At 60.4% G+C, this 3,220-nt stretch carries 2 protein-coding genes and 1 pseudogene; all 3 read left to right on the top strand.

What is annotated here, in order from left to right; genetic code table 11:
* Positions 1 to 121 precede the first annotated feature (121 nt).
* Positions 122 to 1,210: a 3-phosphoserine/phosphohydroxythreonine transaminase gene (gene serC / locus BN1130_RS02575; RefSeq protein WP_042040118.1), complete on the top strand. Its 1,089-nt coding sequence runs from the start codon at positions 122 to 124 to the stop codon at positions 1,208 to 1,210.
* Between the two features lie 216 nt (positions 1,211 to 1,426).
* Positions 1,427 to 2,710, top strand: a complete 1,284-nt coding sequence (gene aroA / locus BN1130_RS02570; RefSeq protein ID WP_042040116.1) for a 3-phosphoshikimate 1-carboxyvinyltransferase — start codon at positions 1,427 to 1,429, stop codon at positions 2,708 to 2,710.
* Positions 2,711 to 2,933: 223 nt separating this feature from the next.
* Positions 2,934 to 3,220: pseudogene (locus BN1130_RS02565) on the top strand (3-deoxy-7-phosphoheptulonate synthase); the annotation flags it as partial.

Genomic DNA, 3,220 nt, shown 5'->3' with positions numbered 1-3,220 from the left:
GATCGGCAAGGGCAGGGGGGCAAAACCTTGAGCCAGCTCCCAAAAATCCTTTGCCGAAGGGGCGCGGTTTCGTGTAAAAACGGGGAAGTCCTTCACTCTTTACCACCTCACGGAAAGTGTCATGAGCAAACAGGTTTACAACTTCTGCGCCGGCCCCGCCATGTTGCCGGTCGAAGTCATGGAACGCGCCCAGCGCGAATTTTGTAATTTCCAGGGATTGGGTGCCTCTGTCATGGAGCTCTCCCATCGTGGCAAGCCCTTCATGGCGGTTGCCGAGAAGGCCGAGGCTGACTTGCGCGAGCTGCTCGCCATCCCGGCCAACTACAAGGTGCTGTTCATGCATGGCGGCGGTCGCGGTCAGTTCTCTGCGGTGCCCATGAACCTGCTCGGCGGTGCCAACAAGAAGGCCGACTATCTGCTGACCGGTGTCTGGGCCCAGAGTGCCGTGGACGAGGCGCACAAGTATGGCGACATCCTCACCCACGCCGGTGTGACCAAGACGGCGCAAGGCGTCAGCCAGCTGCTGCCGACCCCGGCGTTTCGCAGCGATGCCGCCTATGTCCATTACTGCCCGAACGAAACCATTGATGGCATAGAGATGTTTGACATCCCGGCCACAGGTTCGGTGCCGCTGGTGGCGGATCTCTCCTCCACCATACTGTCTCGCTCCCTCGATATCAGCCGCTTCGGGGTCATCTATGCCGGTGCCCAGAAGAACATCGGCCCCTCCGGTCTGGCCATCGCCATCGTCCGTGACGATCTGCTGACCCAGGCCCGGGCGGACGTACCCGCGGTGTTTGACTATGCCCTGACCGCCAAGCATGACTCCATGTTCAACACCCCGCCCACCTATGCTTGGTATCTGGCCGCTCTGGTGTTCGAGTGGCTCAAAGATCAGGGTGGCCTAGGCGAAATAGAGGCGCGCAACCGTGCCAAGGCCGAATTGCTCTATGGCTATATCGATGACTCCAGCTTCTACGCCAACCAGGTGGATGTTGCCTGCCGTTCGCGCATGAACGTGCCCTTCCAGCTCAAGGATGACGCCCTGGACAAGCTGTTCCTTGCCGAATCCGAAGCCGCGGGCCTGCTGGCACTCAAGGGTCATCGCATCGTCGGCGGCATGCGGGCCAGCCTCTATAACGCCATGCCGCTGGCCGGGGTCGAGGCGCTGGTCAGCTTCATGGAGCGCTTCGCCAAGCAGCACGGTTGAGCCGCAGGGGCCGCAGCTTGCCCCTGCGGCCCCACCGCGCACTCAGTTGTTACCGCCAGTTTCATGCAACGGCGCTCCTCGGGGCGCCGTCTCGTTTCACTTTGACACCCACCCTGCACGCCAGGGGATGGCAGGGCGCAAGCAAGAGCCTTGCCCTCCTTCCCCTTGGCTGATAACGTCCGGGCAGGTGTTTTTTGATATCAGTACAGGAAGGCTATGAATTCGTTGCGTTTGGAACCTATCGCCCGTGTCGAAGGGGTCGTGAACTTACCCGGCTCCAAGAGCGTCTCTAATCGAGCCCTGCTGCTGGCAGCCCTGGCACGGGGCACCACCCGTCTCACCAACCTGCTCGACAGCGATGACATTCGCCACATGCTGGCGGCCCTCGGCCAGCTCGGCGTCAAATACAAGCTATCCGCCGACAAGACGCAGTGCGAAGTGCAAGGTTTGGGCCGCAGCTTCGCGGTGAGCGACCCTGTCACGCTCTTTCTCGGCAACGCCGGTACCGCCATGCGACCGCTGTGCGCGGCGCTGTGCTTAGGGTCAGGCGAGTACATGCTGACCGGCGAGCCGCGCATGGAAGAGCGCCCCATCGGCCATCTGGTTGACGCCCTGCGCGAGGCCGGTGCCCATGTGCAATACCTCAAGCGCGATGGCTTCCCGCCGCTGGCCATCGATGCCAAGGGCCTGTGGGGCGGGGATGTTCACATAGATGGCTCCGTCTCCAGCCAGTTCCTGACCGCCTTCCTGATGGCGGCGCCCATGGCTGCCGGTGATACCCGCATTCACATCAAGGGCGAGCTGGTCTCCAAACCCTACATCGACATCACCCTGCACATCATGAAGCAGTTCGGTGTGGTGATTGAGCACGACAACTATCAGACCTTCTACATCAAGGGCAACCAGAGCTATGTCAGCCCGGGTGACTTCCTGGTGGAAGGGGATGCCTCCAGCGCCTCCTACTTCCTGGCCGCGGGCGCCATCAAGGGCAAGGTGCGCGTCACCGGCATCGGCAAGCACAGCATTCAGGGTGATATTCACTTTGCCGACGTGCTGGAGAAGATGGGCGCGCGCATCACCTGGGGCGACGATTTCATCGAAGCCGAGCAGGCGCCGCTGCATGGCATCGACATGGACATGAACCAGATCCCGGATGCGGCCATGACCATCGCCACCACGGCACTGTTTGCGAAGGGGCCCACCTCCATCCGCAACATCTACAACTGGCGGGTGAAGGAGACGGATCGTCTGTTTGCCATGGCGACCGAGCTGCGCAAGCTGGGCGTAGAGGTGGAGGAGGGTCACGACTTCATCACAGTGACCCCGGCTGCCCAGTTGCAGCATGCGGCCATCGATACCTACAACGATCATCGCATCGCCATGTGCTTCTCCCTGGTGGCGCTGTCAGATACGGCGGTGACCATCAATGATCCGGGTTGCACCTCCAAGACCTTCCCCGATTACTTCGAGAAGCTCGCCAGCATCAGCCAGGTGGTTTGACGGGCGGCCTGTCGCCCCTGGCACCTTGAGCAAAGGCCCGCATCTTGCGGGCCTTTTTCATGGGCTGGGCACACCGAACACGATTGGCTAGCATCATTTCAGTAACATGCAATGGTAGGCTTGAAGATATTTTATTGTACGATGTAATTTTCTATTTACACCCTGGCCCCGCTCGGGCTAGATTGGTGCAAGCAATGTGTCTAGCCAAGCAGGAAGCCGAAGTATGCAGCATCAAACCGACGACGTTCGTATCAGTGAAATCAAAGAGTTATTGCCCCCGGTTGCGGTGCTTGAGAAGTTTCCGGCGACCGAGGCGGCCGTCTCCACCGTATTTGAGTCCCGCCAGGGGATCCACAACATCCTGACCGGCGACGATCAGCGTCTGCTGGTGGTTATTGGTCCTTGCTCCATCCATGATCCGGTCGCCGCCATCGAATACGGCAAGCGCCTCAAGACTCTGCGTGACAAGTACCAGGATCAGCTGGAAATCGTGATGCGGGTCTACTTCGA

Source organism: Aeromonas rivuli, assembly GCF_000820045.1.
In the GTDB taxonomy this organism is placed as follows: Bacteria; Pseudomonadota; Gammaproteobacteria; order Enterobacterales; family Aeromonadaceae; genus Aeromonas; species Aeromonas rivuli.
The sequence above is the reverse complement of the archived record's forward strand: the minus strand, read 5'-3'. Positions and strand labels throughout refer to the sequence as shown.